16 protein-coding genes are annotated in these 24,511 nt (G+C 59.4%); 11 read left to right on the top strand and 5 right to left on the bottom strand.

Annotated features, from left to right (window positions below):
- The first annotated feature begins 29 nt into the window (after positions 1–29).
- Positions 30–1,823 (top strand): sensor histidine kinase, encoded by a 1,794-nt coding sequence (locus V6R86_RS01760; RefSeq protein ID WP_338501512.1) that lies wholly within the window; start codon positions 30–32, stop codon positions 1,821–1,823.
- A complete protein-coding gene (locus V6R86_RS01765) occupies positions 1,820–3,133 on the top strand; it encodes a sigma-54 dependent transcriptional regulator (protein ID WP_338501514.1) in 1,314 nt (437 codons plus the stop codon). Before V6R86_RS01760 ends, V6R86_RS01765 begins: the two co-directional genes overlap by 4 nt.
- Before the next feature lie 343 nt (positions 3,134–3,476).
- Here V6R86_RS01765 and V6R86_RS01770 read toward each other — a convergent pair whose 3' ends face one another.
- Complete coding sequence (locus tag V6R86_RS01770) at positions 3,477–5,045, bottom strand: DNA cytosine methyltransferase (RefSeq protein ID WP_338501516.1); 1,569 nt, start codon at positions 5,043–5,045, stop codon at positions 3,477–3,479.
- 159 nt (positions 5,046–5,204) lie between these two features.
- On the opposite strand from V6R86_RS01770, the gene V6R86_RS01775 reads away from it, so the two are divergent.
- From V6R86_RS01775 to V6R86_RS01800, 6 genes are all read left to right on the top strand, one after another.
- On the top strand, positions 5,205–7,241 hold the full coding sequence (locus V6R86_RS01775) for an AIPR family protein (RefSeq protein ID WP_338501519.1): 2,037 nt from the start codon (positions 5,205–5,207) through the stop codon (positions 7,239–7,241).
- Positions 7,242–8,119: 878 nt separating this feature from the next.
- Complete coding sequence (locus V6R86_RS01780; protein ID WP_338501521.1) at positions 8,120–9,931, top strand: DrmE family protein; 1,812 nt, start codon at positions 8,120–8,122, stop codon at positions 9,929–9,931.
- Positions 9,931–11,667, top strand: coding sequence for a nuclease-related domain-containing DEAD/DEAH box helicase (locus V6R86_RS01785; RefSeq protein WP_338501523.1), 1,737 nt, complete (start codon positions 9,931–9,933; stop codon positions 11,665–11,667). The genes V6R86_RS01780 and V6R86_RS01785 overlap by 1 nt, the downstream gene beginning before the upstream one ends.
- A complete protein-coding gene (locus V6R86_RS01790; protein WP_338501526.1) occupies positions 11,664–15,113 on the top strand; it encodes a helicase-related protein in 3,450 nt (1,149 codons plus the stop codon). Before V6R86_RS01785 ends, V6R86_RS01790 begins: the two co-directional genes overlap by 4 nt.
- The gene (locus V6R86_RS01795; protein ID WP_338501529.1) at positions 15,110–16,957 is read left to right on the top strand and encodes a DUF1998 domain-containing protein; all 1,848 of its coding nucleotides are present in this window, start codon (positions 15,110–15,112) and stop codon (positions 16,955–16,957) included. The genes V6R86_RS01790 and V6R86_RS01795 overlap by 4 nt, the downstream gene beginning before the upstream one ends.
- 45 nt (positions 16,958–17,002) lie before the next feature.
- Entirely contained in the window at positions 17,003–17,422 is a 420-nt protein-coding gene (locus V6R86_RS01800) for a DNA mismatch endonuclease Vsr (protein ID WP_338501531.1), read from the top strand.
- A gap of 227 nt (positions 17,423–17,649) precedes the next feature.
- On the opposite strand, the gene V6R86_RS01805 is transcribed toward V6R86_RS01800, so the two are convergent.
- Entirely contained in the window at positions 17,650–18,051 is a 402-nt protein-coding gene (locus V6R86_RS01805) for a hypothetical protein (RefSeq protein WP_338501532.1), read from the bottom strand.
- A gap of 1,236 nt (positions 18,052–19,287) precedes the next feature.
- On the opposite strand from V6R86_RS01805, the gene V6R86_RS01810 reads away from it, so the two are divergent.
- The 3 genes from V6R86_RS01810 to V6R86_RS01820 are packed head-to-tail and all read left to right on the top strand — an operon-like array spanning position 19,288 to position 21,477.
- Positions 19,288–20,160, top strand: coding sequence for a PDZ domain-containing protein (locus V6R86_RS01810; protein WP_338501534.1), 873 nt, complete (start codon positions 19,288–19,290; stop codon positions 20,158–20,160).
- Positions 20,161–20,166: 6 nt separating this feature from the next.
- Complete coding sequence (locus tag V6R86_RS01815) at positions 20,167–20,901, top strand: endonuclease/exonuclease/phosphatase family protein (protein ID WP_338501536.1); 735 nt, start codon at positions 20,167–20,169, stop codon at positions 20,899–20,901.
- Between the two features lie 9 nt (positions 20,902–20,910).
- On the top strand, positions 20,911–21,477 hold the full coding sequence (locus tag V6R86_RS01820; RefSeq protein WP_338501538.1) for an HD domain-containing protein: 567 nt from the start codon (positions 20,911–20,913) through the stop codon (positions 21,475–21,477).
- Between the two features lie 212 nt (positions 21,478–21,689).
- Here the strand turns inward: V6R86_RS01820 and V6R86_RS01825 are convergent, their stop codons facing one another.
- From V6R86_RS01825 to V6R86_RS01835, 3 genes are all read right to left on the bottom strand, one after another.
- A complete protein-coding gene (locus tag V6R86_RS01825) occupies positions 21,690–23,129 on the bottom strand; it encodes a hypothetical protein (protein ID WP_338501540.1) in 1,440 nt (479 codons plus the stop codon).
- Positions 23,130–23,206: 77 nt separating this feature from the next.
- Complete coding sequence (locus V6R86_RS01830; RefSeq protein ID WP_338501542.1) at positions 23,207–23,632, bottom strand: hypothetical protein; 426 nt, start codon at positions 23,630–23,632, stop codon at positions 23,207–23,209.
- Positions 23,633–24,098: 466 nt separating this feature from the next.
- Positions 24,099–24,464 (bottom strand): hypothetical protein, encoded by a 366-nt coding sequence (locus tag V6R86_RS01835; RefSeq protein ID WP_338501544.1) that lies wholly within the window; start codon positions 24,462–24,464, stop codon positions 24,099–24,101.
- Positions 24,465–24,511 lie beyond the last annotated feature (47 nt).

Raw genomic sequence — 24,511 nt, forward strand, 5'->3', positions numbered from 1 at the left:
TCGCCGCTCCAGTCCGATAGATCGGACCAATGGCGGTACCCGACCGATTCGCGTGGCGTTCGACCGCCATCCTAATCGTTGGCGCGGCGATCATCGTCGCGGTCTTCGCCATGACCTTTGGCGCAGCCTCCCGCCAATCGGCGCTCGGCCAGGCGCGTGAGCAGGCCTCGCGCCGGGCCGCGCTCGAGGCCGGCGCCCTTGTTGCCGACGTGGACAAGTTCCGCACCCTGCCCTTCGTGCTGGTCGAGCTTCCGGATGTCGCCGGCGCGCTCGACGCGGGCGACAGGGCGGCGACCGAGCGCCTGAACGACACACTGGCCCAGCTTGCGCGGCAAACCGGCGCCACGGTCTTCTACGCCGTCGATGGGGCCGGGCGGTCGCGCGCCGCTTCCAACGCCGGACAACCCGACAGCTTCGTCGGCTACGACTTTCGCTTTCGCCCTTATTTCGTGAACGCGATGCGCGCGGGGCGGAGCGAATATTTCGCCAAGGGGTCGGTCACCGGTCGACCCGGCCTGTTCCTGTCGCGCCGGGCGAATGCCGGCGGACGGCCGATCGGAGTGGTCGTCGTCAAGATCGAGTTCGACCGGATCGAGCGATTGTGGAAATCGGCGGCGCAAAGCGTGATGGTGGTGAACGGCGACGGCATTATCGTGATCGCCACCGACCCTGCACGGCGCTTGCAGACGGTGGCGCCGCTGACGCCGGCGCGGCGCGCCGAACTCGCCCGCTCCGGCCAATTCGGAAAAGAGCCGCTTCGCGACGTCGGACTGCGCTTTGCAGACGGGTTCGCGACCGATGCGGCGGGCCGCCGCTTCATCGCCATCGAACAGCAACTGCCTGTGCTTGGCTGGCGCCACGTCCATCTCGAGCAAACCCAGCCGATCCTGGCCGCGGCCGATGCCCGTACCCGGCTTGCGACCCTGACCCTCGCGCTGGTGCTTGCCGGCCTGATCGCGCTCATCCGCTGGAGCGCGGGGAGGCGGCGCCATGCCGAGCTTGCCCGGCTGGCGCTGGAAGCCGAGGTCACCCGGCGCACGGCGGAGCTGACCCAGTCCAACCTGCAGCTCCGCCGCGAAAGCGAAGAGCGGATCCTCGCCGACCGCCGTTATCGCGCCGCGCGCGAAGAGCTGGCGCAGGCCAATCGACTGGGCTCGATCGGGACCATCACCACCAGCGTCGCGCATGAGGTGAACCAGCCGCTTGCCGCCATTCGCACCGCGTCCGAAAACGGCCTCAAGCTGTTGCAGCGCGGGCGGACCGAGGACGCGGCCGCCAACCTTTCGCTGATTGTCGGCCTGACCCAGCGCATCGGCTCGATCACCGGCGAGCTTCTGTCTTACGCACGGCGCGGACGCGGGCAGCGCAAACCGGTGCCGGTGGAACAGATCCTGGACGGCGCGCTGATGCTGGTCAGCGAAAGTTTCCGCCGAGCCGGGGTCGCCCTGGACGTCGCCCGCGAACCGGAGCTGCCGACCATCCGGGTGGCGCGGATCAGGATCGAACAGGTGCTCGTCAACTTGCTGCAAAATGCGCTGGAAGCGGTCGCCGGTGGTGCGGAGCCCGTGGTGAGGCTGAGCGCCGCCGCGGACGGTCAGTCGGTGCGCTTCACCGTATCCGACAACGGTCCCGGAATCGACGATGCGCTCAGCGAAGCCATCTTTCAGCCTTTCTACACCGGCAAGCCCGCGGGCACCGGCCTTGGCCTCGGCATCTCGCGCGAAATCGTGCTCGACCATCGCGGCACCCTGTCGGTGGAGTCGTCCGAGCTCGGCGGGGCCGAGTTCACCGTCACCTTGCCGCTTGCAGCGGAGCCAGAATGAAGACGCTTCTGATCGACGACGACCCAACCCTTCGCTCGATGCTTCGGCAGGCCTTCGAGCTCGAGGATCTTCCGATCGAGGTGGCGGACGATCCGCTGGAAGCGCTGGCGGGAATCACGCCCGAATTCGAAGGCGTGGTCGTCACCGACGTTCGCATGCCCGGCATCGACGGGCTGGAATTGTTCGCGCGGGTGCACAAAATCGATCCCGATATTCCGGTGATCGTGATGACCGGCCATGCCGACGTCCCGATGGTGGTCGATGCGCTGAAGCGCGGCGTGTTCGACTTCATCCCCAAGCCCTTTGCCGCCGACCATTTGATCAACAGCGTTCGCAAGGCCGCCGACCGCCGCTCGCTGGTGCTCGAGAACCGCGCGTTGCGCGCGGCCGCGGCGCGGGCCGAGGAAGGCGAGATCCTCATCGGCGAAACCCCGGCCATGGTCCGCCTGCGCGACACCATGCGGCAGGTGTCGCTGGCCGATCTCGACGTTCTGATCGAGGGTGAAACGGGCACCGGCAAGGAGCTCGTCGCGCTCCTGCTCCACCGCTGGGGACCGCGCCGGACACGCCCGTTCGTGGCGGTCAATTGCGCCGCGCTTCCGCCCGGTTACGCCGAGGCCGAACTGTTCGGCTATGCCCCCGGCGCGCATCCGCATCATCGATCGGGACAGGTCGGCTCGATCGAAGCGTCGAGCGGCGGCACCCTGTTCCTCGACGAGGTCGGAAGCATGCCGCTTGCCATCCAGGGCGCGCTGCTTCGCGTGATCGAAGAACGCGAGGTGGCGGTGATCGGCGGCGAGCGGCCGCGTCCGGTCAACCTCCACATCGTCGCCGCCACCAACACCGATCTCGACGAAGCGGTGCAGGAAGGCCGTTTCCGCAAGGACCTCTTCTACCGTCTCAACGCCGTTCAACTTCGCGTCCCGCCGCTGCGCGATCGGCCGGCGGACATCTCGCTGCTGTTCAGCTACTTCGTCGAGGACGCGGTGAGCAGCAGCGGTCGGGCTTATCCGGCGATCGGACGCGACATTCACGCGCACCTGTTGGCGCACCGCTGGCCGGGCAATGTCCGCGAACTGCGCAGCTATGCCCGCCGCATCGCGCTCGGCCTCCACCCCGAGGAAACCAGCACCGACGCCGCCGACCTGGCGACCCAGGTCGCGGAATATGAAGCCGGATTGATCCGCGACGCGCTGGCGCGGTGCGGCGGCGACATCCCTTCGACCCTCAGCCGCCTCGGCCTCGCCCGCAACACGCTTTACGACAAATTGAAACGCTACGGGATCCGGCCGGCCGACTATCGCCGGTGACAAGAGCGAAACGGCGCTGAAACGAACGCTCATCAAGGTCGAAAATGGTGCCGCTTACAGGACTCGAACCTGTGACCCCCTCATTACGAAAGCAAGGGAAGGTTTTGTAAAAAGAGTTGATTTTCAGGGGTTTGATCTGCTGGCTGGCCAGTCCCACGCCTCTTCCCCAAGGACGACCCAAAGGCTCCTGAGTCCCGGTTATCATTCCTTTACAGCCGAAGCTGCTTTTAGCTCGCTGCCGTTCCGGCTGATGACCTCCTGGTGACCCACTGAGAGTCTGGCCTGGGGCTCCGCCAAGCGTCCAAAGATGTAGCCGAACGCAGGCACTCGGGACCGGGCCTAATCAGGCTGCGCCGGGAACCTCAGCAACCTTGCCTCCGAAACTCCTAGGCCCACCCGACCGGGATGCCAGAACACGGTAGACCGTCTCTGCAATCTTGTACGCTAGAAGCGGTGGCACAGCGTTTCCGACCTGAACATACTGTTCTGTTCGATTGCCTTCGAAGAAGTAGTTATCGGGAAAGGTTTGCAGGCGTGCAGCTTCGCGGACCGTCAAACTCCTACATTGCAACACGTCCGGATGAATGAAGTAGTGACCATCCTTCGATATGTGGCTCGTGATGGTAGTCGCCGGGGCATCCCAGCACTGGACACGAAATCTGTCAGCGAACTTCCCCGATAGCCAGTTTGCATGTTGCGGTGCTAGATTACTTGGATACTCGTCTGCCTTGGGAGATCGCCCCTGGGTTTCTGCAAACGCGGCGGCGTACGCATAGCGGGCTAGGTCACCTTGCATGTGCCCTCGAGCTTCGTGGTTGAGCAGCCGGGTCAGCCTCGGATCCACGAGCCAAGCAGCCAAGGAGTTGTTCGAAACGGACGCGAGTTCCGTGGACTTGCGGGGAGGCGCTTCTTTCGAAGCTTTGAAGGCGCTCAGGTGCCGTGCCAAGCATTCCGCGACCCTGACCGAAACGGAGGTTCCCATACGCAGGGCCCCCGATTCCGCAGCCATAAGCGCACTTGTAACAGCGAGCCGCCAAGTTTGCGGATCATCAACGGACCGACTGAGGCCGCTGCGAAGGCGAGGCATACTCCTGAGAACATCTTCAACCTTCGAGGTATTCCGCTCCAAAGCGAGATTGCATTTGCTCAAGTCCAACTCGGCGGCAATGTCAGCTCGAACCCCAAACAAGATCACCCGATGTCGCGCTTGGGGCACACCATGCCGCTCCGCCTTCACGACGTATTCTTGTCCGCTACGGCTGTAGCCCTCGACAAGGGGAATGATCAGATAGCTCTCTGGCGACGGTCCCGCGGCTCGCAAGTCGCGCAACACGCGATCAAAGATACGCTCTCCGTTTATGGCAGATGAAAGGAAGCCTTTGACGTTTTCCATGATGAATGCTGCGGGCTGCAGCCGCTCAAGTATTCGAATGTACTCTCTATATAGGAAATGCCGCTGATCTGCGGCAGCATCATAGTCCTGCTTGCCTAGATTTCGCGCGCGGCCGACCAGAGAGTAAGCTTGGCATGGTGGCCCACCAACGAGGACCACCTCGGCCCCGCTCCGCTCACGGATTGCGTCAAGCAGCGGATCGATCGTCTCAGCAGAAGAAGGCTGGCCGAGCTCAAGCTGATGCGTTTCTTCACATGCGGCCTGCCATTCCTGTGGATGGAGCCGCCCCAGCTCCTCCCGTGGCAGTTCCCCTGCCACGTACGCGTAGTAAGCCTCAGGAAGACTGCCACCGAATTGTCGAGTGAAGCTTCTGAGGCGCAGAGTCGCGAATGCCGATGCCTCCTTCTCTACCGAGAGTCGCACCTTGAAGGCGGGTGCGCCGTCCACTTTGTAAGCTGAGAAACCTTCTGCAAGGCCGCCCGGTCCAGCGAACAGATCTACCACCTCAAAACTGCGCATGCGAACCAACCTCCCTCCGTTCGACTTACCAAGTCTTGCTGCGTGGTCCAGGGCAACGGAGAGCTTTCCACATCAATGAGGCATGCTGCAGCGGCCGGCGCTTCAGTTGCGAGCCATCAGCTTGGGAGCTAGCCTGCCTGATCAACCTGGAGAGTGCGCGTGACCGAAGACCTTGTCGCTTTCCGTTCCGGCTTGATCTCTGCAGCTCATGAAGAAGCGTCCATCGAAGGCAGCGAAGCGAATGCCGACCACTTCGCTGCGATCGTTGGACGGCTTCTTGAGGAAGCAGGCATCGTTGAGAATCTCAGTCGTCTACCTTTTGACGGCATGATCGGCTCTGCTCGCGCGAGAATGTCGTTGGGAGCGCTGGACGAGGATGGCGAGACCCTCATCCTGATGAGCGCTCTTCTTTGTGAGCCGGATAGCAAACTCGGCCTGCCTCAAATTCGCGAGGCGGCGGAACGCTGTTTGCGCTTTTACACCGAAGCAACTCGGGACGGGCTTCGCCGCGCCGAATGTGTAGCACCCGAAGTTCAGGAATTCGGAAAGCAAATCGAAAACACCGCTCAACAGATTTCATTGGTTCGAGTCATTGTTGTCACTGACGCTGAGATTCCTGCCGCAGTGCTGCAGGAGCGGCAGATCGAAGGCACCATCATCCGCTTCGAGATATTCGATCTAAAGCGGCTGATCCGTGTACTCGGGGAAGGGGCATCACGCGAGGACATCGAAGTTGATTTGACGAACGAATTAGGTGCGCCCCTACCATGCCTTAAGATCCCTTCCTCCACCGGCGAGTATGACACCTACCTGGCAGCCGTGCCGGGAGAGCTCCTGAGCAGGATTTACGCGAAGTTTGGCACCCGTCTTCTCGAGCTGAACGTTCGAGCTTTCCTGGGCGTCCGCGGAAAGAAAACCGCGAATGCAGGACTTCGAGACACCCTGCTCCGAAGCCCTGATCGTTTCCTAGCTTTCAACAATGGCATCGTCGCAACCGTAGATGACATATCCTTGTGTACGAACGAAAACGGCGTCGCGGTCGGCAGCCTCAAGGGCCTGCAGATTGTGAACGGTGGCCAGACCACTGCTTCACTCTTCAGGGCGAAACGGAAGGAGCGCGCAGACATCTCACATGTCATGGTCCCCACAAAGATCATTCACGTGAAAGGGAACGCGACCGCACTCGATGAAATGGTTCGAAGCATTTCTAGATCAGCGAATACGCAGAATACCGTCCAACCTGCCGACTTCTCAGCGAACGACCCGTTTCATTGGGACGTGGAGCGACTAGCGAACAATTCGTGGTCGCCGGACGGGCGAACTCGGTGGTTCTACGAACGGGCCAGAGGCACCTATGGCGTTGCCGAAGATAATGCCGAGCTTAGTGCTGCAACCAAAAGGCTGTTTAAGGTCGAAACACCAAAAGAGCGAAGATTCACAAAGACCGACCTCGCCAGATACGTTTCGGCATGGGAGGGGCGCCCCTTTGAAGTCGCACGTGGTGGTCAGAAAAACTTCCAGTTATTCATGCAGCGCCTGAAGCAGTCTCCCATCGAGATAGACGAGCCTTGGTTCCAGCGCCTGATCGCCACTGCGATTCTTTATCGGACCACTGAGCGGATTGTGCGGCAGGCCGGTTTTCCGGCCTATCGTGCGCTTATCTCTGCTTACACAGTGGCGTTGATAGGCCAGCTTACAGGCGGTCGAATGGATTTCGGCCTTATCTGGAAGCAGCAGAGTCTATCCGAAGGGTTTGAGGCACTGGTCGCCACTTGGGCAGCAGAGGTGGATCGCCTTGTGCGAGAAACCGCAGGCAATCGGATGCCAACGGAGTGGGCGAAGAAGGAGGAGTGCTGGGCCTCTTTGTGTGCGCAAATGCCCGCACCCCCGGCCGCTCTGCCTCCCGAGCTCATGCATCAGGGAGGACGATCACCAGAGCACGGAAGCGCCAAGCCGGCGGTGCCGCTGACCTCTGCGGATTACCTCCTCATCCAGAAGACGATGGAGCTTGACGCAGGAACCCTGCTTAGAATCAGTGAAGAGGGAAAGCAAAGCGGGCTCCTCCACTGGAAGGTAGCTGCGATTTGTCAGACCGTCGCAACTTACGCGGCCGGCGGCTGGAACCGAAGGCCGTCGGCCAAGCAATGCCGGGTTGTCATTGACGCGGTGGAGAAGGTTCGCGCCGCCGCCGATTGAACCTGCGTGAATCAGTGCTTGACGCCGACGGTCTGTCCGTCTGTGTTGGTGGGCGGGGGCGACTTGTGTCGGATGAGAGTGATCGCTCAAGGGGCAGGCGTTTGTGCCCCGAACTGCTACTGCCCGGGGCCGCTGGCCGGCCGGCACCAGCCTCCCATCTTATGAAGCTTATCTGCAATGCGGCGCTCGCTGAGCCCACGGGAGGCATCTGCCTGCTGCTGCCGCAATCCCAAGGGGTCGAGCACCTGACATCAGTCATCGCGGCGTTCTCGTGTCTTCCTCGGGACACGGCTGACAACGCCTCGGCTCAGATTGCACGGACATTTTGCCCGGATCAAAAGGTAAGGGTTCTCCCCGATGGCTACGTGTACAAGGTCGCCGGGGTTGTGCCGCCGCACATCAGCGATCGACCAGGGTACTGGCTGCAGTACCTCGATGTAAAAAAAGGCGCTGGGAAGGGAAGGTTCGCGGTCTGGGGCGAGGATCTTCGCCGACTTGAGCCAACTGAGAGATCTCGCCCTTTGGGGCCAGATCGGAAGCTTTGGTCGAGAGCCGTCCCGACCACCATCGATCGGCTGTGCGGCACTCGGACCTTGGGCAATCATGCACTGCTAACAAACAGAGTTGTGCTCCTCGGTAGTCGGACCGACCTGCAGGCCTTCCTGCAAGAGACTAGGCTGCTGCCTACGGACTGCGAGGATACTGACTGCATCGACGCGCTGGGTAACGAGTTCCCTTGGGGCAGCGTCGGGGAGGATGGCACCGTTTACATAGAGCATCCTAGATCAACTCCAGGGGAGCCGCTCATCGCAGCTACTCGGAACTTCGTTGCAGCGCGACGAGCCGCTGAAGAGGCTTCAGTTGGAAGCAAGCTGTTCGTGAGCAAATGGCTCGATGGTGTGCTGCAGAATCTCGAGACGGCCTCGCGGATCGCTCAAAGGCAGCGCATGGTTGTTCTTGCCGACGCAAGCGCGAGGGACCGTGTATCGCTGCTCAGCAAGGACGGCTGGATTGTGTGGGAGCCGGCACCCTCGGAGTTGCTCGGCGATGATGAGAGCCGAATTGTAGGACTTCCGTGTCTCGACAAGAACACGCGCGCGGCTCGCCGCGAAAGAGAACTCGACCTGACTTGTGAAATCGCGAACGAGAGTTCCTTGGCAGATTGCTACGCTGCCCTGCAGCAACTCGGAGACGCGGTTGGGTCTGTCGACTTCGACCACGACGAGCTGTTGGATGATGCAGTCGAGGACCAACTTTCACGTCTATGGGGCCTCTTCCTAGAGGCGACCGGGTGGCTAATCACGCCGGAGGAAGAGCATCGGAAAGCCTTCCTAGCCCGAATGTCAGATGCACGCGGAGCCATTCTCTCTCTGAAACACACTACAGCTCCGACTGTGCTGCAGCCTATGACCCGAACTATCGACGCGCTTGCTGCCTTCATCGACCGATACGCTGCAGGTGCGACTACTCCAAAGGCTGACGCGCTGCTTGCGGCCATCGAAAGCCTTAACCCGCAGAGCATCGTGTTCGGAAGCGCCAATGACCGAGATCTTGCCAGATCGGCTCTGGAGGGCCTGGTCGCTCCGCAGGAAATCGTATCAGTGTCAGAGATGCGGGAGCATGTTGAAGGCGAGCGTGTGGTTGCCTGTTCGCTCATGGCCAGGAAGACCTTCGCCCGTTTTTTCGATCCATGCCCTGCTTCTACAATCGCATTGGTAGCATACGACTTCGAGCAGCATATTTACCAATCACGACTGGAGCGTCGAAGCAACCTCCGCAAACGGCTTTCACCCGATTTGGACGTCAAGGCGCGCTTAACGGGCTTCGCTGCGAGCACCTTCGCAAGCAAGAGACCGGAACCGCCGTCCAAGACTCCTGACGACAGCCCAATCGCAATTGAGCGCGTCGCCAGCGCATCTCGAAAACCGAAGTGCGTCTTGCCAGAGGGATCAAGGGCCGAGACGGACCAGACACGGGAAGGCAGGCTTTGTCGGTTTTCTGGCTGCTCGTGGGCGGTATTTACGCCAAATCACGCTGTTTCGGTGCTCGCTCAGCAGGGGACAAGTGCCATCATCCGCAGGACGGTCGATGAGCTGCTTACTGGAGACCGGCTGCTGCTCCGAGAGGCCGGGGATAAGGATGTCATTCGACTTATCGCTGAAGATACGGCGGGCCCAACCACCTACGCGCAGCTCTGGGAAGCTGGACAGCGCTGGAAGACCGCTCTGAAGAAGATCTCACCGAACCCAGCTACGCTCTGGCAGAAGCTTTCCTGGCTCGGATTACACCGTGACCCCGTGACGATTCGCTACTGGCTGCTTGATGATGGCATGATTGGCCCGCGATCGCAGGACGACATCTCAATAATCGTCGAAGCCGCAGGCGAGCAGCCCGACGACAAGAAGTGGCAGGAATGCTGGGACGCAATCGTGAGGTTGCGAACGCTGCACATGCGAGCGGGAATGCAGCTCACTCAAGCACTCGAGGAAGAGTGCAGCGACCTCATGTTCGCAGATTTCGAGCATGAGCAGGCGGTTGAACTCTCCTTGGGATTGCTTTGGCTCGTGTCCGTTCAAAGCATTCAAGCTCCTGCGCACTGGCCCGCGAACATCGTCAATGCACTCCATTGGGGGCGCGAGGACTGGCGTGATGACATGCTGAGGAATGTTATAGTGGGAGCGGGTTGCTAGTGGCCCGCCTTATCCCCCCGATCCCCCCAGCAGACATTCCGGATTCCGAGCGTCGGTTATTCGTGAAGCTGGCAGGCGAGCCCGGAACTGAGGATTGGACTGTTTTTCACTCTCTTGGACTCTCGAGCAGCTACACAGGTCACTTTGGAGAGATCGATTTCGTCGTTGTGATCCCAAAACGGGGCGTCGTCTGCATCGAGGTCAAGGGGGGCGGCGTATCTCAAAAGGATGGTGTCTGGAGATCAAAAGACCGCCACGGCTGGACGCACGAGTTAAAGCGCTCGCCATTCGCGCAAGCCCGAAGTGCGATGTTCAAGTTGCGCAAGGCGGTGGAAGAAAGGTTTGGCCAGAACTCTGCGGAGGCGCATGTGCCCTTTGGATATCTGGTCGTTCTGCCGGATGTCGATTGTCCTCCTCCATGTCCGGAATTCGCTCGCGGAGATGTCTTGGACCGGCATAATCTCGAGCGGCCGATTGCTGCTCTCATAGAGAAGTGTCCCACGCTGACAGCGGCGATGCCCGGCGAAGGTGCGAGGGCAGCATTCCTTGCCCCCATAAACAGCTTGAAGAGCTTTTTCAGACCCGACTTCGATCGCGTTCGCACGGCGGGGGCCAGCCTTAAGCCAGTCGAGGATCAGCTAAGGGCGTTGACCGACGAACAATATGATGCGCTCGACACGGTTGAGATAAATCCCCGTTGCGTGGTCATAGGCCCTGCGGGCACGGGCAAGACAACCCTTGCGGTCGAGTATGCCCGACGCTTAGCCGAGCAAGGAAAATCCGTGCTCCTGGCATGCTACAACAAGATGCTCGGCGCTTGGCTTGCAACAAGGGTGCAAGGCATGCCCGGGGGTCGGGTAGTAGCCGGCTCCCTACACAAACTGCTCGAAGACAGGATCAAAGTCAGTCAGTTCGCCGATGAGTTCCGCAAGCACCGCGGCCATCCCGATCTCTTCTCGGAGCTGTACCCCTTGTACGGAGCGATGGCTCTCGATGAAGCCAATGAGCGGTTCGATGCCGTGTTGATCGACGAGGCTCAGGACTTCCGCTCTGAAGCGCTTGTAGCCATTGCGAACGCGTGGATACGCAGCGTTGAAGGAGCTCAAGTAGTTCTGTTCGGCGACTACTCTCAGCAGGCGCTATACGATACACCGAAGGAAAGCCTCGACATTGCTCGATCATGCTTGGGGGCTTGCACCGTAGTCCCACTGACGAAGAATTGTCGGAACACCCGGCGCATTGCCGTTCAGACATCACATCTTTCCGGCTTCGCCAGCCTGAAACTGCATACCGGTCAGCCAGAGGGAGACGCAGTCGAGACGCTGTTCTACTCGAGGTCATCAGACCAAGGGGCACTGCTAGCAAAGGTCTTCCGAAAACTCAAGGACGATGGCATACCTGCAGATGAAGTCGTTGTCCTTGGAAAGTACCGGCTCGACAATTCAGACTTTTCCAAGTTGCCGACTGAAAGCCCATGGCAACTAGCCGACGCAGCCTTCAGTCCCTCACCAAAGGGAATTGTCCCATATTCCACCATTTGGGCCTACAAAGGCCTTGAAGCAGCGGTAGTGATTATCGTTGATGTGGATACTTTGGAAGAAGGTGAAGGCGAGGCCCTCTTGTACGTTGCGATGTCAAGGGCCCGCGTTCAGTTGTACATGCTGGTTCATCGTAACTGTCGCGCTACATATGATCGGAAGATCGCAAAAGGTCTTTTGAAGGTAATCGGCCAATGAGCGGCAACTACTTTGGCATTCCGGAAGAACTCGGCAGTGCTGCAGCCGTCCGAGAGTTCGTCGTAAACTGGCTGCGCAGGGAGCTTGTTGGACCGGCACCCGGCCACCCGATGATGCAGTGGGACGGGCAGCGCCCTGAGCTCATCGGCGAGGAAGTCCTGCGTCCGCAGGACCCTCCAAGATATAGATACGGTGCTGGCATCCTGTTCCCGCGCGGAGTGACCTATTCGGGAAGTCTTGATCCTGGCGAGGGCACCGCGGCTCTCGAACAGGCCGAACCAATCGACAGCGATCGCGGTGATAACGAAGATGACGGTCAGGCTACTAGTTCTGCGCCCACGGATGATCGTTCCGAGGAGTCCGACCAGGATGTCGAACCGGCGTTCGTTTTCCTGCCCAGTACGATGGGGATCAGTTTCCTTGTCGAGACGGAAGGAGATCTGGAGGTAGAAGTTGAGTGGGCAACCTACGAAGGTGTTACGCTCCGCGGCTACAGCACCAATTCGCGTTCTGAAGAGGGTCAGACACTCTGGTTCCGCCGGCCCACCCGACGAACACTTGAGCTCGATCGAGAGTCACTGCTGACCGTCCAGCAGCAGCGGAAAACACTCGTTGAGGAGTCAGGAAAGGCAACGCTCGTTCTCCATGTAATGAGCCGCCATTGGAGCACCTCTCCCACTACCCGGCTCGTCACCATCACACTCATGAACGCGAGCGAATCTGAACCGCGCAACGAAGCCTGTTTCTTCCAGTGCGGCTTTCAAGTGCGACCACTGCGCGGAAGCCGTATCCTTCCTTACGCCGAGAGGTCTGAAGAGCTTTCGGATGCCGAAGAGTTGTCGCTGCGGCTGCTGTACCGGCACCGGCCGATTTATGCAGTTGGACATGGTTGCGCCGCTGACTGGGAGACTGCCGAAGAAGGCGAAGTGAACGCCGTGCGCACGGAAGTGATGCCGGTCCACGAGCAGGCTCCCATTCTGCCGCGGGATCAGATTGCCGGGGTCGACCTTTCGATGGGACGCCTGGCAGAGGGAACGGTTGATCAGATCGTCGCTTCCTGCACGAGCCTTGCAGCCGCGTATGCTGCATGGATCGATGAACGTCGTGACGAACTGCAATCCGATCCCAGCTTGTCAGCTGCATTGCAGCAAGTGGCATCCCAGCATCTCGATAATTGCCTAGCCTGCCTCGAACGCATGAAAGACGGCATCGCGATCTTGAATTCCGACGCAGATGCGCTTGACGCGTTCAAACTGATGAACAGAGCGATGGTAGAGCAACGAGCTCACTACGCTCTTTCGTCGGAAGCGGAGCTCCGCCGGGGCTGGATCGAAGCCACAGGCGGCTACGCGCCAGAACGGACCTACAGTGCTCCCGAGTATCCCTACTCGACTGCCTGGCGGCCCTTCCAGCTCGCCTTTGTGCTCATGAATCTTGCACCGTTCACGGAGCCAAAAGGTGCGGCCCGCGACCTCGTCGACGTCATCTGGTTCCCGACTGGCGGCGGAAAGACCGAAGCCTACTTGGGACTGGCTGCCTTCAGCATCCTGCATCGAAGGTTGGTCGATCCGGCAAATGCGGGCACCACTGTGCTCATGCGCTACACGCTGCGGTTGCTGACAACTCAGCAATTCCAGAGAGCTGCGTCCCTGATCTGTGCGCTAGAGCTGATCCGGCGCAAGGACCCCGAGAGCTTCGGCACTGAGCCGATAACGATCGGCCTGTGGCTAGGCTCAGGCGTCACTCCGAACCGCAATAAGGAAGCCGTTTCCGATCTGGCGAAGCTCGGTCAGGGAGAGGGGGACAACCGGTTCATCGTCCTCTCATGTCCTTGGTGCGGGATCGACATGGGCCCCCGCGAATTCGGGCGAAAGACCCGTGTCTTTGGCTATGAGCCGCAGGCTAACCCGGCTCAGGTACGATTTAGGTGCGAGGATCCCGGCTGCGACTTCAATTCACACGCTGGCCTTCCTCTCGAGGTAGTCGATGAGCGCATCTACGCCTCACCTCCTACGATGATCATCGGGACCGTCGATAAGTTCGCGATGATGCCTTGGCAGCCGGACGCGCGAAAGATCTTCGGCTTGGATGCGGACAAGCAAGTCACGCCACCGGACCTCGTCATACAGGACGAACTCCACCTGATTGCAGGTCCTCTCGGATCGATGGTGGGTCACTACGAAACAGTGATCGACGAGCTGTGTACCGGACGGATTGACGGCCGGCGCGTCGGCCCCAAAGTGATTGCGTCCACCGCGACGATCGCCAGAGCCGTTGAACAGGTGAAGTCGCTCTACAACCGTCCTGCAGTACTTTTCCCGCCTCAGGGTCTTCGCGCAGGGGAGTCGTACTTCGCACAGGAGCGAAAGGACGTATGCGGGCGCCTCTATGTGGGCGTGCTAGGCAGCGCTCTCTCGTCCCACGTGGTGGCGCAAATCAGGACTGTTTCCGCGCTTCTGCAGGCACCTGCACTGCTCGCGAAGCCTGCATGCGAGCCAGTCTCTGACGCCTTCCGTGACCCGTACTGGACCTTGATGTGCTACTTCAACTCGCTACGGGAGCTAGGACGCGCAGCAACGCTGATACAAGCCGACATCAGGGAGTACCTGAACGCAGTCTGGGACAGGATCGGACTGCGGGCAGACTTGCTCGGCGACGGCGCGAAGTCGCTCCGACGTTTCATCAACCGAGACGAGGAGCTTACCAGCCGCCTTCGCAGCAGCGAGATCCCCGGGACGCTGCAGAAACTGTTCACTGGGCTTCCGTCCCCCGCGACCGTGGACATGTGCCTAGCCACGAACATGATCCAGGTCGGGCTGGACGTCCCGAGACTAAGCGTAATGACGATCGTGGGCCAGCCAAAGACAGCTTCGGAATACATTCAAGCTTCCAGTCGCGTCGGTCGCGACAAGAACAAGCCAGGACTTGTCGTCACGAATTACAACCCGTTCAAACCGCGGGACAGGTCACATTTTGAAAGCTTCAGATCTTATCACGAGAACGTATACCGGCACGTCGAACCGACAAGTGTGACGCCCTTTGCCGTGCCCGTATCGGAACGGGCCATTCACGCTCTAGCCGTAACTCTGGCTCGCTACAGAGTTCCGGAGCTTTTACAGTCGCCGCAGGCGGGTATTTCGCCGAGCACTCGCGAGATGATCAGAGACGTAATCGGAACTCGGGCCGCGGCAGTCTCGCCTGAAGATGCTCGCGTAGCTCTGGAGAAGCTCGACGACTTCTTAGACCTATGGGATCGCTGGCGACCTCAGTCCTATGGCGACTTCATTGGCTCGAGTGAAAATGAACCTCTGCTCTGGCCGGCTGGGAAGTCGCCACCAGACGAGGAGTGGAAATACACCAAGCCCACCATGGCCTCGATGCGCAACGTTGATGCCGAAAGCGAGGCTGTACTAATTCGCGAGTACAGAACCGGTGCGGTCTCGTGAGGCGCCCTGGACGGTCTCAGGCTGGACCCAGAAGAAGGCCGGCATTGGTCCGCAAACGGCCCGTACGGAGAGGTTCGCTGATCTCACCGTTCGGAGTTGGTGCGATTACCGATTTTCGAAACGATGAGGCGCTCATGTGCGCAGGCATCGATAGCTGGTTTGCCGAAGGGCCACCCTCAGATCTGCGCATCGCGGAGGAACGTCTTCAAGCGAAGCTTGGCAGGGCTTTCTTCGTGCTTCCGCCCGACTTCAGCGAGAACACGGGGGGCCCGAAGCTCAGGGTCCCTTACGTCCGCTTCCCGAGATGGCATTACTGCCCCAGATGCTTCCGGATGTACAAAGCGCCAATCTTTGGCGATCAGCCCAACTGCAACGCCTGCTCAGAGGGTAGATCGCGCGGCCGGCGGATGATCCCCATCCGGATCGTGGCGGCCTGCGAGAGCGGACACGTGCAGGATTTCCCATTTCGCCGCTGGATCGACTGCACTTGCGCCGATGGTGGCGAGCTGTACTTCAAGTCCGGTCGGAGCGCCGCCAGCATTCAGGGCACGAAGGTGGAGTGCAAAAGCTGCGGCAAGATACAATCGCTTGCCCACGCATTTCAGGACTTTGCCCTTGATAGCAAGGGAGCTCACTGCACCGGGGCTCGGCCTTGGCTCGGCGAAGATCCGGGCGACGAAGATTGCAGGCAACCGCTCAAAACGCTGCTCCGCGGCGCTTCGAACCTCTATTTCGCGAACGTCGCGAGTTCGATCTACATTCCAACGGAGATCGCGCAGGTAGACCCAAAGATCAGGAGCATGCTGGAAGACCCAGCGAAGTGGGCAGCACTAACCGCTGGAAATGTAGACGGACAAGTAAATGAGACCGCTATCAGGATGGTGGCGCAACTGAGCGGTGTAGATGCAGAAGTGCTGCTGGCCGCGGTGCTTGCAAAGCTTTCAAGATCTCAGCGGCGGGAGCAGCAAGCAGGATCGGAAGAGGAGTTTCGCAGGCAGGAGTTCGAGGTACTGAGGCAGGGCAGTGCTGACCATCGATCGGACTTGTTGTGCGAAGTGGTTCCTGGAACGCAGTACGGCTGGCTCTCCGGTTTCGTGCGGTCGGTCGGGCTGGTCCGTAAGCTCCGCGAGACCCGTGTCCTGACCGGCTTTACGCGGATCAACCCGCCTGGGGGAGCCGGTGCCGAGCAGCACCTGTCCCGAGCTCCTCATCCGGACTGGTTGCCCGCGACGGTCGTCAGAGGCGAAGGCATCTTCCTCGAGCTTGATGATGAAGTTGTTACCAAGTGGGCACGAACGAAGCCTGTGATTGACCGTACGTCGGCGCTTCTCGCCCGTTACGACGGGCAAAGGGTCAGCAGGAATCTCGAGCCTCGCGGCATCGACGCACGTTTTCTGTTTTTGCACACCATGGCTCACGGGCTAATCAGAGAACTCACCTTCTTGTGCGGATACGGTTCCTCTGCCCTCCGAGAACGCATTTACTGCAGCCTTGAAGACCGAGCGAGGCCGATGCTTGGCATGCTGCTCTACACTGCCTCGGGCGACTCTGAAGGAACGCTAGGTGGGCTCGTGAACCAAGGCACCGCCGGCAAACTGGAGGAGCTGGTGCTTGCAACGATTCGAAGATCGATGTGGTGCTCCAATGACCCGGTTTGCGTCGAGAGCCCGGCACAAGGAGCTGGGAGCGTGAATCTCGCTGCGTGCCACGGCTGCACGTTGCTCCCCGAAACAAGTTGTGAGGAGGGAAACCGGCTTCTTGATAGAGCGCTCCTCATCGGCACGCCGGAATGTCCTGATCTTGCATTCTTTGGGCCAGCCGGTGTTCGCTCGCCCGCCCATTAGTGACCTGTCCTGCAAGCGGGCGACTGGCAAATCCGAGCGACGTCGATGAGTGACGTCGTGGACCGAACGACGCGGTCCCGCATGATGGCGAACATCCGTGGCAAGAACACCAAGCCGGAGGTAGAACTGCGCAGTGCGCTCCACCGCCGCGGCCTGCGCTTTCGGATCCACGACAAGAGACTGCCCGGCAGGCCGGACATTGTGTTTCCGAAGTACAAGGCTGTCGTCCACGTGCACGGGTGCTACTGGCACCGCCATCGCGGTTGTCGTTTCGCTACCACTCCTTCTTCGAACATTGAATTTTGGCAGGCGAAGTTCAACAGCAACGTAGATCGAGACTGGAAGACGGATAGAGCTTTGAAGGAAGCCGGTTGGCGAACCTTCGTCGTGTGGGAATGCTCCATGCGGGAAGCTGGCGCGACGGCCATTGCGGCAAAGGTGCACGAGTGGCTGCTGTCGCACTAACAGCTTGGCTATCGTCCGCTGGCACTTCGCCTGCATGGGAGAAAGCACGGCAGAGACGCATAACCAAGCCACCCGGCCAGCACTTATCAGAAGCGAGGCATCAGAAGCATCGTTGCCAAGATAAGGGCACGGTCTATGGATGCTGACTCATACCTTGCCTCTAAAGATCAATTTCAGTTCTCGGAGGCGGCACCCAACAGGGGATTGCGCGAGTCTCAACTTGGAGATTACGCGCACTCGCCCTTGCCGAAGTACGTCGCTTGTGCATCTTGCGGGATGGTCTTGCGGATGGCTTCTACCCCCTCACGCGTGAGTTCGAAGCATTCAAGTGGTCCAACCCTGCTTGGCGTTGCAAGACCCGCACGTAGCAAATCGCTCGCGGCGCCATTCTCAACAACTCCGGCAGGCTGGGCAAGCCGGCGCGGCACCTTCTCTCCAGCTTGAAGCTTGCAGCTCGATGCGGCAGCTGCAGCTGCTAACGCAGCAACGGCTCGAGCAGTGGCGCGCCTAGGTGATGAATGCACCTTCAGCGGCTTTACAGCGAACCCAAGCGGCTTCAGAGGGATACTCTCGACACTGGCGCCGACAGGTAGGAACTCTCGGTAGAAGCTATCAAGATCTAGTCGCATCGGCATCCTCCTTCTTGCGTTTTCTAGATCTTCCGCGATCGATCTCTGCCTAGCTTGACCAGCAGCCATGGGTAGATGATCTCGCGAGGCATGCGGCCACAAAAGCGGTGCCCTGAATTTGTGATGTGCCATGGATCGCCACCATTGCAGCCCCACGCTGGGAGAGTCACCAGCTTGTTGACGTTCTCGAGATTGGGCCAGAGTGCCCATATGAGTATGTGCTCGAGTTCTTCGGTCATCTGGCTTGTGCGGGCCGACGCTCGTGTGAGCCGACCGAAATCCACGTGGCCAATACTCAGAAAAGTTTTGCGCTTCCGCGCTATGAGTTGCTCGGCAGTCGGATGATTTCTGAACCGTCGATCAAGCCGATCAGTGATCCCAATATAAGCGATAGTTTCTCTACGTTGGGCAAGGTGATGATCCCAGCTTATAGCGTAAAGATAGCTAGGCTTCGCTTGTGCTGCGGACAACGGCGGAGCCTCATCGCTTGCTGACCAGGCCTTCGGCTTGGTCCAGCAGATGTCCATCCCTCGAAAGGACGGTTTGCAGTTAATCTGCTGGGGCTCACCTCCCAAGTCGGCCGGCATGAAGCCTTTCGGTGCTGCCATAATGGCCTTCGACCCTCAAAAAGCAATTCAGCTACAGGCAAACCTGAACTCGCCTCAGGATCTTCTCTCGTCCCCAGAACTTGAATTGCGCGTTGTTCAAGCCGGTAAGCTCAACTGCAGCGCTCACACCGCCAAGACCTGATCCCCATCCCACACGATCAACACTCGCTCGGGCTGATCCGGCTGCCTATAGACGAACGGCATCGAGGGTGAGTCCGCGTTGATCATGCAGCGCTCAACATCATAGAGACGCTTGCTCGTCGATACGCTCGTCACTGGCGGTCGGTTCAAAAGATTTGCGAGGTCAGCGGCTGAGGCCGAACTGCCCACAAGCGCAAGCAGAAACGCTGTGAAGATCAAGTGACGCATAACAAGCCCCCTAAGGCAGTGAAGACAAGACCCTCTCACGCCGACCTCGGGAAAGCAAACCACAACTCCTAGCCCCATTCATCTCGCAGGAAGCACACTGCAGTTTTGGTTGCGAGCGGCACGGGGTAACTGTCGTTGAGGCAGGTGCCGCACGCGGTGTTTACTTTCGCTTCAGCGACCTTGATGATGCCCTCAGGGTCGTCAGGGGGAACTATCGATGCCTAGGATTGTGAAGCGTGTTGTTCTTGGAGCTGTAGCGATGTCGCTCGCGAGTCCGGCCCTCGCGGACAAGTACTTCGCAGTGACACCATCGGGAGCGACCGAGACCCTCTTCGCCGACAAGCCGCAGACGGTTTCCGGCCAGCTTGCTGCTCGGTGTATGGATGCGAAGTGGACGGTAGTAAGTTCAACGCCAAACCACGTTACTTGCGAAGCTCCCTTGAACATGGGCCAGTCGATCCTTGGCCAGATGCTCATGGGGAACAGCTACTCCACGCCTCCCCGCCGCTTCTACAGGTTCGGCATCGCTGAGATTAACGGCATCTCCCGTGTTCAGGCCACCGGCTGGATGGAGTTGCAGATGGCCTTCGGACAGATAAAGCGGAATGATTTCAGCGGGCCCGAATTCCATAACTCAGCTATGAACTTTATGGCCTCGGCCGGCGGGAAGCTGCCGCCGGGAACTACCTTTCCCAACCATGCCGTTCTTGGCTTTGAGAGCGAGCAAGCCTCGCTTGGTAAGATTAACGTTCCGCGAGTGACTAAGATCGAACCCGGCTCCGCAGCTGAGAAGTCGGGCATGCAAGTCGGAGACCTTGTCACCAGAGTGGCAGGTGAGCGGTTGAAGAGCCAGAACGACTATCTTGATGCGGCAGCCAAGGCCGCATCCTCCTCCACTTATGAAGTGGAAGTCATGCGCTCTGGAAAGGCGCTAAAACTCACCCTGCAGCGCGCTTTCAGACCAGCTTGGACTGAGCAAGTCGTCGCTATAGCGCCGTCTGCAACGACTCTTCCACAACAGGTACCAACATCGGTCGCAGATGAGCTTGCCAAACTCGCGAAGCTAAGGAGCGACGGTGTACTCAGCGAGCAGGAGTTCCTCGCGCAAAAAAGCAAGCTTCTCGGCCAGTAGCCGTCAATGCACCAAGTTCCCCACCTGCAGGTAGTGACGTTCAACTGTGAGTGGCGACGAACGCGCTCGGCCGATGCTGCTCTGATACGCGAGCGGTGCTTGGCAGATGGTCCGGACGTGATCTGTCTCACTGAAACCCACTCAGGGTTCATGGAAGGGGTTGGGCATGAGGTGCTTGCAAGTCCCATCACTTCTTACCCAGCCAACTCGACCCGGCGAAAAGTTCTGCTCTGGAGCAAGAGGCCTTGGACTGAGGTGGACGCGGCCGGTCCACCCGGTATCCCTCCCGGCCGCTTCGTGGCGGCAACAACAGACACGCCGCTCGGTCCCATTCGCTTCGTTGGTGTGGTAATTCCGTACAGGTTTGCTGGTGTGAGGACGGGCGTTCCGAAGAGAACCGACTGGGAACTGCATCTCGAGTACCTTGCGGCGCTTGAGGAGGTCGCGAAGGTTGCCGCGGAACGCTCCGTGGTTGTGGGCGACTTCAACCAGCGCGTTCCGGCTAAGTACCAGCCGAAGAAGATTTACAGTGCATTGGAGGCAAGTGTGCTGAAGCACCTGCCTCTTGCAACTGGTGGCGTGCTGCAGCCCGCAGGCCGGCAAGCCATCGACCACATCTGTCACAGCCGCGATCTCGCGTGTGTCATCGCCAGAAGCCTGTCGAACGCCCGCCCGGGAGGGGGGCAGATCAGCGACCACTTCGGCGTCCTCGCGGAGTTCCGGCAGGCAGGTCAGACTTAGGAGAACAAGATGCTGAGCGAACGCTTCGACGCTGCTTTGGTCTACGCGAGCGCCGCACATCGGGAGCAGGTGCGCAAAGGCTCCAACATCCCGTACGTCTCGCATCTGCTGGGTGTCGCGTCCTTGGCTATCGAGATTGGCGCGGACGAGGATCAGGCAATTGCTGCTCTGCTTCATGATGCTGTTGAGGACCAAGGTGGAGAGCCACGGCTCAACGACATCCGTGCGCGTTTCGGCGATCGTGTTGCCTCTATTGTGTCAGACTGCACAGACAGCTGGGAAGATCCCAAGCCAGACTGGCGGCCACGGAAGGAAGCTTACATCGCGAGCCTTTCCAGCAAGCACCCAGACTCGCTCCTCGTCTCGCTTGCAGACAAGATGCATAACGCAACTGCCATCAACGCTGACCTTGCAGTCCACGGGCCGGCCGTTTGGGACCGCTTCACAGGTGGGCGCGAGGGATCGCTTTGGTACTACAGCGAACTCGCCTTAGCCTTTGAGAGAAGGCTGCCAGGCGCTCCGTCGAAGAGGTTGAAGGCGTTAGTGGCCGAGATGCACGATCTGGCCGAAGTGTGATGCTGTGATCGACAGCTGCCTTCATCTTACGTGCGCTGCGTCCAACTTCTGCTGCACTTCGGAAACTTGATGCTCAAGTGCCTGTTCGCGGGCACGCGAAGAACTTGATTACCGTTCGGGAATCGGATGGCCGAAGTCGATTTGGTCCGGGCTTCTTGTCGCCGACGTCTCTCGAGGACCGAGCTTTAGAAGGCCACGATCCTCTACGTTGATCAGGTAGCCCCCTTCTCCCACGTGGCAACCGCGAGCGCCGCGTTTCGAGCTTCAAGACTTAACGCAACGCGCTTCAGCATCTCGTATCTTTGTCGCTTGTTATCTCCAAGGCTCGCTAAGGAACGGGATCCGACACCGGCCGCCAAGGCAATCCACCAGGCACCTGTTGCAGCGAGTGCCGCCGCCGCCGCTGTGCCAGCGACGCTTGCTTTGGCTGCACGATCGCCAAACTCGGCGCTGCGTTGCTCGACCGTCAAGCTCCCGTCCATGAACGTGGACAAAGCGATTACCGCTAAACCAATTGACGAGGGGATTAGGTCGCCTGCATCTAGATGATTGATCGGACCAGCGGCCGCAGAAACTGCTGCTTCGAGGGCATTTTCACTGATGCCGCTGTTAGTGATATTCTCTGTTACACCCATTGCGACTAGCTGAGCATGTACCTCGGCCGTGGTCGTGACATCGATGCCGGGATAGCGCTGCAGCGCATCTTGTACGTAAGCTGCCGACTCGGTTGCCTTAGCTTGCAATACATCGACTGTACGGCCGCTCTCATCGATGATCTGTATGTCGAACCCCGGCTGCGTGGCTGATTGAGGTAGCTCCGCGTGGAGACCCTCTGGCAGATTGCCACTGTTCAAGTGGTCCAAAAGCTCCAGCTCAAACAATTTTCCCTTCACACCGCTGACAAGGCCTACCAAGTCCTCAGGTGGTAATCTGTAAACAGCGTCGGAGAAAGTCTCACCGGCTGCCGCTAGCCCGGGATAGGCCAGTCGAAATGCCTCCTCGACATACGGGGGAGTCTGAGAGGGGTGCGCAGCGACAAACGAGAGGGAAACACCCCCGGCCGTCAAGAGATCAAGGAGGTCTTTCTTGCGCCTCTCTCGTTGAGCCTTGCCGATCAGGGCGCTCTGCCCTTCTATTTCCCTCCGAACGGCTGGGCTCGCTGTCCGAATACGACTGTACAATTCTTCCAAGTGACGCTGAGAAATCGCGACCGCATCAAATGCACCTGAGAGCGCTCCCGCAGCCCCATTGATCGCGCCCCCAGCGGCAGCTCCGATTGCGGGTGACGCTGCAATGGTACGCTCACCGACCCTTTGAGTGAATGTTGCAGCTGCCGTGCACACATCTAAAATGTAGCTTTCCACTTGGTGAGCTGTGCCAGGTTTCCCATTTCGATTTGCAGACGGTGCAATCCGATGATTGCTCCGCGCAGTCTCTGCGCTTGCTGAGAGGCGCTCGCCCGCACTCTCAACCACGCGCGCCGCGGTCAGGATGGCCTGCTGCGTTTTAGTAGCGATTGCTGGTTGGTGCGTGCTGATGTAGCTTTTCGCACCGTTCAAAGTATCGCCCGCAGTCTTCAGCGCATTGCTCGTTTCACGTGCCAGCTTTGCCGCTTGAGCTCGTAGCTCAGCGACGGAATTGAAAAGACGCATCCGCCATCCACCCCTTTGATCAGAGGGAACTAGGACGAGAGTGTAAACAAAGCCTCAGGAAGCCGAAGGCTGCCGCCTCAAAGTTTTGACGAAATGATGCTTTCAAGTGCCGCTGCTATTCTACTCAGTTGGTTCACGCCTTCCACGACTTGGTCGCGTATCTCGAGGAGAGCGACTGCAACAGCTTCATTACAATCCATCTCAGATCCTTCTGTGATATCTGCAAAGACCGGGTCGCCGGTAAAGGCTACCCTCGCTCTCTTACGGGTTCGCATCTCCGCGACGATCCGCTCGATATCATGGTCTGGCAGATCTTGTTTCAGATTAGGGATAGCGTTGATCAGGCGCTCTGCAATGGTGGTGATGTTTTCAGCTGTTGTTTGACTCTCGACAAGGATGGTATTTCGATCTGCACCGATAAGTCGCGCAGCGCCCCCTCTGATTGTCTCAAGGTCAGCGACAAACTCGGCTGCAGTTCGGCCTTCGGGCCCGAGATTGCTCATACACAGTCCTCTCGCATCTCATCTAAGGTCCAGTCCGAAAGCTTAGCATCTGATGGCGCAACTTAAGCAATCGCGAGCTGACGGAAGCGGTTGCGCGATCTTCAATCCGAGCTTTGCGCTCTATGAAGAGGAGTGCGGCATTTGTCGGGTTTTGCCTCACTGCTGCATTCGTGCCCGCCGGCGTTTGCAGTAAGGCAGGAGCGCGTCGGCGGGGCTCCGGGTACCATGACCCTTCCCCAGCCCTGCACCTGTGCCCTGCGAGGCCTTGGCTGGCTCCCGTGAAAGCTCATAACCGAGGCAGTCAGCGCAAGATTGAGCCGAAGGTGCTCTCGCCTTGGTCCTTCGCGGTGCCGGCTCAACAACAAAAAATGGGATCGAGAAAGGACCCCGGACGCACGTGGCATCCGGGGTGAGTTGTTTGCTTGCAGAAGAAGTCTTCAGGCCAACCGCTCCATGTTGAGGAGCCTCAATTCCGCACTCTCTTGCGACCGGCGCTGCGTTCATCTGCGACATTCCACGGCGGCTCACACTTGCGCCGCTCGGCCTCATACAATTGGTGGATCTGCTCGGGCGGCGCAGCAATGACCGCTATCTGCATCTCCACGTCGGCGCGACGCTCGTAGATGAGCCGGCCAGCGTGATGATTCTGACCTGTACCCTTGGGGCTCTTGTAAGCTCGCAAGCGGGCGGTCAGCCCTCCTGTTTCTGCATAGCCAAGGAACACGGTTTCGCCATGCAGTCGCACTCGAAAGAGACCGTTAGACTTGGACAGGCCAACAAACCCGGCTCTGTACCAGTCGGGCATGGTAACCCAATTTAGTTCAATTTTCATGGTCTAAACTCGTTGATGATGGTGACCCCCACGACCAGACACTGATG

The sequence above is a fragment of the Sphingomonas kaistensis genome, from assembly GCF_036884275.1.
Lineage (GTDB): Bacteria > Pseudomonadota > Alphaproteobacteria > Sphingomonadales > Sphingomonadaceae > Sphingomicrobium > Sphingomicrobium kaistense_A.